Source organism: Mycolicibacterium vinylchloridicum (assembly GCF_013404075.1).
GTDB classification, from domain to species: Bacteria; Actinomycetota; Actinomycetes; order Mycobacteriales; family Mycobacteriaceae; genus Mycobacterium; species Mycobacterium vinylchloridicum.
Genome location: NZ_JACBJQ010000110.1, coordinates 1 through 6644 on the forward strand (window position 1 = coordinate 1; position 6644 = coordinate 6644).

6 protein-coding genes are annotated in these 6644 nt (G+C 62.0%); 3 read left to right on the forward strand and 3 right to left on the reverse strand.

The annotated features are described in order from the left end of the window. Window positions 1-139 precede the first annotated feature (139 nt). Together HPC46_RS33280 and HPC46_RS33285 are read left to right on the forward strand one after the other, a co-directional pair. Window positions 140-292 carry a hypothetical protein gene (locus HPC46_RS33280; protein ID WP_179476274.1) on the forward strand — a complete coding sequence of 51 codons (153 nt, stop codon included), beginning with the start codon at window positions 140-142 and terminating at the stop codon, window positions 290-292. Window positions 293-795: 503 nt separating this feature from the next. After that, window positions 796-1383 (forward strand): hypothetical protein, encoded by a 588-nt coding sequence (locus HPC46_RS33285; protein ID WP_179476275.1) that lies wholly within the window; start codon window positions 796-798, stop codon window positions 1381-1383. Between the two features lie 493 nt (window positions 1384-1876). On the opposite strand, the gene HPC46_RS33290 is transcribed toward HPC46_RS33285, so the two are convergent. The 3 genes from HPC46_RS33290 to HPC46_RS33300 all read right to left on the reverse strand — a co-directional run bounded on the left by HPC46_RS33290 (window position 1877) and on the right by HPC46_RS33300 (window position 3808). Continuing rightward, window positions 1877-2401, reverse strand: coding sequence for a hypothetical protein (locus HPC46_RS33290; RefSeq protein ID WP_179476276.1), 525 nt, complete (start codon window positions 2399-2401; stop codon window positions 1877-1879). 172 nt (window positions 2402-2573) lie between these two features. After that, window positions 2574-3005 carry a hypothetical protein gene (locus tag HPC46_RS33295; RefSeq protein WP_179476277.1) on the reverse strand — a complete coding sequence of 144 codons (432 nt, stop codon included), beginning with the start codon at window positions 3003-3005 and terminating at the stop codon, window positions 2574-2576. Next, window positions 3002-3808: a ParA family protein gene (locus HPC46_RS33300; RefSeq protein ID WP_179476278.1), complete on the reverse strand. Its 807-nt coding sequence runs from the start codon at window positions 3806-3808 to the stop codon at window positions 3002-3004. The genes HPC46_RS33295 and HPC46_RS33300 overlap by 4 nt, the downstream gene beginning before the upstream one ends. Before the next feature lie 156 nt (window positions 3809-3964). Here HPC46_RS33300 and HPC46_RS33305 point away from each other — a divergent pair, with 156 nt between their 5' ends. Next, on the forward strand, window positions 3965-6526 hold the full coding sequence (locus tag HPC46_RS33305) for an N-6 DNA methylase (protein ID WP_218894933.1): 2562 nt from the start codon (window positions 3965-3967) through the stop codon (window positions 6524-6526). Window positions 6527-6644 lie beyond the last annotated feature (118 nt).

Here is a 6644-nt window from a genome sequence, read left to right on the forward strand (position 1 = left end):
CTGGGAAATCCGGTCCTGATACATCCGTACCGCCCGCTCACGGGTCTCTGGGTCAAACTTCCTCGGCGCAGCCACAACAACATCCTCCTGGTGCGTTCACGATCTCCACCAGACCCAGGACGGTTCATACTACCTAGGTATGGCCATCGACATCGATCAGGACCGATACAACAAGCTGGCGGATTGGGCCGAAAGTGCCGACCGCGACATTCATCCCGAGCGCGGCGAAACAAGCGCTGCGGCAACGCGATCAAGCCGTGAACTGATCCGCCGGGCCGCATACGCACGATGAGCAGCGAGCCAGATAGTCCGGAAATAGGACGTGGCTAGCAAAGGGGGCGTGCCACGGGGAGCTGACACTTGAAAGTGGTGACCTGCAAGCGGTCCGTTCGTGGGCACGCTGATGACGCAGACGACCGCCCGGCCGTGGTCGCCATCCAGAGAGACGGTCAACACCAGAAAACCCCGTAGGTACATATAGGAACGTATCGGTAATAAAGAACGTTACTCATTGTACCTTTGCGGTGTTAGGGGTGGCCTGCTGCGGCGCGGTCACCCAGCTGGCGCCACAGGCGTGCGATCCCCGAGCACTACAGCATCATTCAATCCAAAGTGACGATGCGCGAAATGCAGGCCCAGAAATGACGCGGCCCCCAGGCCCTGTCTTCCGGCAGGAAGCCCCGGCCTCGACATTCGTTACTGGGCGTTGTGCCTCCCGCATCTCGTCAGGTACATTAGTAACGTACCGGGAACAAACAACGTTACTCAACGTACCTGAATGAGGGAGGGGCTCACATGGCCGTCAAGAACACCGGCGCCGCGTCGGCGCTGGCCGACGCGTTCGCCGCGCTGAGTGTGGAGGGCAAGCCTGTGACTGTGCGCGCCTTGCGTGAGCGGGCTCGGGTCAGCACCGACGCGGCGAGCGAATGGCTCAGGACCAATCGGCCGGCCCGGGACGTGTCGCCAGTACCGACCGACGTGCTGGCGCGGGTCTTCGACCCGCTGTGGTCGGCGGCCGTGGTCGCGGCCCGGGACGAGCAGGCCGAAGCAGATGCGGCCGAGCGGGCCACCCTGGTGCAGGCCGAGGCCGACGCGCTCACTGACCTGGCGGCCGCGACCTCCCGAGCGGAGGCGGCCGAAGCTGAGACGGCGCGGCTGAGCCGCGAGCTGGCCGACCTCACCGCCCGACTGTCCACCACCGAAGCTGCCCGCGCCGAGCAGGCGGCACTAGCCGCGGCCGCGACAAAGGACGCAGCCGACGCGCGGGCGACCGCCCACTCCGCCGAACTGCTCGCCGCCGAGGCGCAGGCCACCGCCCGGACGTTGCGAGAAGTCCTTGACACCGTGAGCAAGGGTGCCAAAGACGACAAGGCCAAGTCGTAGCGCTTGCGCAAGCAACGCGTTCGTAGATGCAGTTGGGGTCGGTGAACGCACTCACCTTTGACGTCCGGGAGATGGCTTCCGATGTTGTCGGCGATCCAGGTAGTGGTCAAACTCGATCACGAAAAACCTTGCGGTGGTTTACCTTTCACGGGGCGACATTCTCAACGCATTGAGCTTGCGCCTGGGCGGCGGTGCCGACCCGGAGGCCATGATGGAGGTGGCCTCTGCGCTCAACCGGGCGGAGCAGCGTTTCGGGATGCGGCCGGAGCACTCAGGAGGCGGCTGGCGTACTGGCGGAAGCGACTCGTCGAGTAGGCGGGCTTCGCAACCGAGTGGCGACGTTGAAGGAGTTTCTTCGATAGCTGGTTCTTCTGGCTTAAAGGTGGTTGATCTCGTATATTGGTGGGTGCCTGTTGCGTTGAGCTTCAGGAAGTGAGCCCGAGACCCGGCCGGACGACCGTGGCGCTCGGGCTTTGCGCTTTCTCGGGCATGGTTAGACGTCTCGGGTGGCCGTGACGGCTGGGCCGATCAGAGTGCGCCAGGGGCCGCCTTTGGCCCAGCACCAGGCGATGGCGTCGGGGACGGCTAGCAGGGCCTCGGCGTGGGAGCGTTGGTGCTCGTAGCGCAGGGTGTCGCGGCAGCCGGCGGCGCGGGTGTATTCGATGAGTTTCTGGTTGTCGAACTTCACCATGGTTTCGTCCTCGTCAAAGACGATGTGTGCGTCGCCTAGGGCGGCGTGGTCGTCGACGAGGGCTTGTAGACATGCTGACCGTCGTTGGCGTTCGTTGCGGTGTTGCGGGCCGGCGCGGTAGACGGTGGCTTGCACGCCGGCGTCGACGAAGGCCTGAGCGATGGTGCGTTTGCGGCCGTCTTTCTCATCCTTCATGTGCAGGTAGCGCTGCCCGGGCAGGAGCAGGCCACGCACGATCTGGCGCAGTCCGGTGAGGTCCGTCGAGACGTGGACGCTGGCCACGAGCAGATAGTCGCGCTGCTTGGTCTCATCGACGTAGATGTGCATGGGCAAAAACGGTAGTTACCTACCGTGCACCGTTCCGGGGTGAACGGCTGCTACCAGCACTTTTGCAGAAACCGATGCGTCGATCGGCCATAGAACTCGATGGGAGAAGGATCATTTGCCCCACCACGTTCACCACGATTGCGGGCGAGGAAGGTCCTGGCACCACACCTGATCACGGCATGCGGTCGTTGTGGTCCGGCCTGGGGATGCCCGCGCCGTCGAGGTAGGTGTTGATGGCATCGTCCACGGTGTCGGTGATGACGTATCCGCGCGCTTTGATCCATTCCAGTCGCGCCAACGTTCCTGAGTGCAGCTGTGTCGCGAACGGGTTCTTCGCCTTGCGTTGCCGCGGCTTCAACCGCACTGGTGGCTCGGCCGACTCATAAGCTTGGCTCGGTGCCGGTGCCGGTGCCGGTGCCGGTGCCGGTGCCGCAGCTGCGGACGGAGTTTCATCGTCGGGTTGCGGCGATGGGTCGGCCTCTGCTGCCGGTGCCGTGGGAGTCTCCTCGGCTTGGACCCGGGCGGCCTGCGCTCGGCGCTCTGCGCGAGACAGGGGCCTGGTGGACCCCACCTCCAAGCCACTGGGTTTTGATGCGGCGTTCATGCTGCTTGCCGCCTCGCCACGATGCGTTCGGCGATCTCTCGGTATGCCACTGCCGCCGTGCAGGTGGGGGCGTGTATGTGGACCGGGACGCGTTTTCCTTTGGCCTCGACCACCCGCACGGTATGCGGGATTTCACCCAGGTACGCCCCGCCTGCGGACCACTCCCCCCAATCGGTGCGCAACTGCCTGCGCACGTCCTTGCTGGCCTTCGGGTTGCCGTCGAAGTCGGCTAGCAGCACGTAGCGGATCTCCACGTCAGGGTTGAGCGTCTCTTGAACATCGAGAACGGCGTTGCCCAGCTCAACCAGGCCGTCGATTTCGTCGGGGCCGGCCTTGAGGACCGCCAACACGTAATCGGCGGCCGCCAGTGCCGCCGTCGTCAACTCCCCCAGTGCCGGCGGGCAGTCCATCAGCACGAAGTCATAGCCCTCGAGGTCGTCGAGCTGGCGGGCTAGCCGCAGCTGACCGCCTGAACCGAGCCCCGTGCGCTCCAGCTCCTTGAGCGCGAGATGGCCGGGCGCGACGTCGATGCCGAACTGGCTAGACCTGATGACATTTGGCAGCGGAACCCGCATCGCCCTGTCTGGGTGCAGCACCTCGTACATCGACGCATCCTCGGCGCCGAGGTCGACGCCGAGCCCCTTGGTGCTGTGGGCCTGCTGATCCATGTCGATCAGGAGGACGCGGAACCCCATGGCAGCGAGGCTGGCCCCTAGGTTGATCGTCGTGGTGGTCTTGCCCACGCCTCCCTTTTGCAGCGCCACCGCCACGATTTCGCACTGCCCATCGGCGGAAACATTCATGGATGCGGAGCATACTACTAACTTATTTGTTTATCTACATGTAAGCTTACATGTAGATAAACAAATAAACATGTATGTATGAGCCATATCGGCGGTGCTCCCCGCTTGCCTGCGCGCCGTAACAGGACCTGCGAAGCGAAACGCTATCCTCGGTCGGTGACGGCCGAGGTAGACATAGATGACGGCGACGCGGCTGACGGAGTGGTCACCGAGGTCGAGACGATCAAGCGAGGCACCATCCGTGACTACGTGTCCGGAAAGATGGTGCAGGCAACCCCTGAGGAACTCGAAGCGGTGCAGGTGATGAGCCGACGCCTTGTGGAGGACTTTGGCTATCCCATCTCGCATCTGCGCACTCGCCCGCAGTGGCGAGTGGCCACCTCACCCAGCGAGTCGAAGAAGTACCCCGTCGACATCACCGTGTTCTCCTCAGACAAGCACACGGCTGAGAACGTGGCCCTCGTCGTGGAGTGCAAGCGACGCAACCGCAAAGACGGCACCGAACAGCTCAAACGCTACCTGGACATGTCCAACGCCGATATCGGGATCTGGTTCAACGGCGAAGACCATTGGTACGTCCGCAAGGTCTTCACCAAGGACGGAGCCCGAAAGTTCGAGACCCTGCCGAACATCCCCCGCTATGGGCAACGGGTTGAAGACATTGGCTTGTACCGCAAGAAGGATCTGGTCAAGCCCAGCAATCTGCGTTCAGTGTTCCGCGATATACGCAACCACCTGGCGGGCAATGCTCCGGGCATCACGCGTGACGAGCCGCTCGCGCAAGAAGTCATCAATCTGTTGTTCTGCAAGATTTTTGACGAGATCAACTCCGGCGCCAACGATATGGTTCAGTTCCATTTCGGACACAACGAGGAACCCCGGAACGTCTACAAACGGATGCTCGACCTGTTTGACAATGTCAAGGTCGAGTATCCCGACGTCTTCGACGAGGCGGACACGATCTCGCTGGATGAAAACAGCATCGCCTACGTGGTGGGTGAACTTCAGACCTACAGTCTCCTTCAAGCTGAGCGCGATGCCATCGGTGAAGCGTTCGAAGTCTTCATCGGACCCGCGTTACGTGGTCCTGAGGGACAATTCTTCACCCCACGAAACGTTGTGCGTGCGCTCGTAGACATGGTGGATCCGAAACCGGGTGAACTCATCATCGATCCGGCGTGCGGCTCAGGAGGCTTCCTCACCGTCGCGTTGGAACACGTCTGGGGTGGCCTCGACGCCGAGGCGCAAAACAAGGGATGGTCCGCGTCGCTTCTCGAACGCCGCAAACGCGAGATCGCCACGCGCACTTTGCGAGGCATGGACAAGGACGCCTTTCTTGCAAAGTGCACCAAGGCGTACCTCGCCATCCTGGGGGACGGCCGAGGTGGCGTCTTCCGCGTCGACAGCAGCCTGCAACCAACCGAGCAGTGGCCAGAGCAGGTCCGCGACAAGGTAAAACTCGGCAGCTTCGACGTGGTGCTGACCAACCCGCCGTTCGGGAAGAAGATACGCGTCGCGGGCCGACCTACTCTCGAACAGTTCGACCTGGGCCACAAATGGGTGACGAGCAAAAAGACCGGAGCGAAGGAACTAAGCGACGAGGTTCTCGCCGACTTTCCTCCGCAGCTGTTGTTCGTCGAGCGCTGCCTGCAACTGCTCAAACCCGGTGGCCGGCTCGGTATCGTGCTGCCAGAAAGTCTGTTTGGGAGTCCGTCCTACTCGCACATCATTGACTGGCTCCAACAGAGAGCGACCATACTGGCGATCGCGGCGATGCCCGAGCCGCTGTTCAAGACCAGCGGCAAAGCCGGCACCCACACCAAGGTCTGCATGGTCGTGCTGCGCAAACACAACAAGAAAAACACGACCACGGAAGACCTGATCTTCATGGCTGACGCCAAGTGGTGCGGTCACGATTCACGCGGTAACCCCACGTTCCGCCGACAAGGCGACGAGGACGTCCTACTCGACGACGTACCAACGATCGCCAAAAACTACGTCAGTTTCAAAAATCTTGGTCTCATACCGAATGATCACCTGGGCTTCATGCAGCCCCGGAGCGAGCTGGCCGGCACGGTATTCATTCCGAAGTACTACGACCCGGAACTGGCTGCCGACCTCGCCGCCCTAGAACCGACGCATCACACCCCAGCTCTTCAATCGTTCATCGACAGGGAAGAGATCGCCATCACGACCGGCGTTGAAGTGGGCAAGATGGCCTACGGCACCGGCCCCATCCCCTTCATTCGCACAAGCGACCTGTCCAACTGGGAACTCAAAGCAGACCCCAAACATGGGATCAGCCAAGAACTCTTCAAGGCCCTTCGCGCAAAGCACCCAGACAAGTTCGACGTCGCCGTCGGCGACATCCTCATGGTCCGCGACGGCACCTACCTCATCGGCACGACGGCAGTCGTCAGCCCTCTGGACACCGAAATCCTGTACCAATCACACGTGATGAAGATCCGCGTCGCCGCCCAAAGCTCCCTCGACCCCTGGCTCCTGTTCGCTGCCCTCAACTCGCCGATCGTCAAACGCCAGATTCGAGCGAAACGCTTCACCCAGGACATCATCGACAGTCTCGGAAACCGCCTCGGTGAAGTTCGTATCCCCCTGCCACGCAACGAAAAAGAGTGCAAGAGAATATCCAAGGGCATTGAGGAAGCAGTCAAACGACGAGCGCAGCTCAGAGAGACCACACGACTGCTGGAGCAATGATCAGAACCTGTGGATGACCCTCGGTGGGGCGGCATGAAAGTGGGCGCACCTTCCCGGGGATGATCTGAAGTCCAAGGTTCTCTGATCAAGACCGGCGTTGACGCGCTGGTTGGGAAGG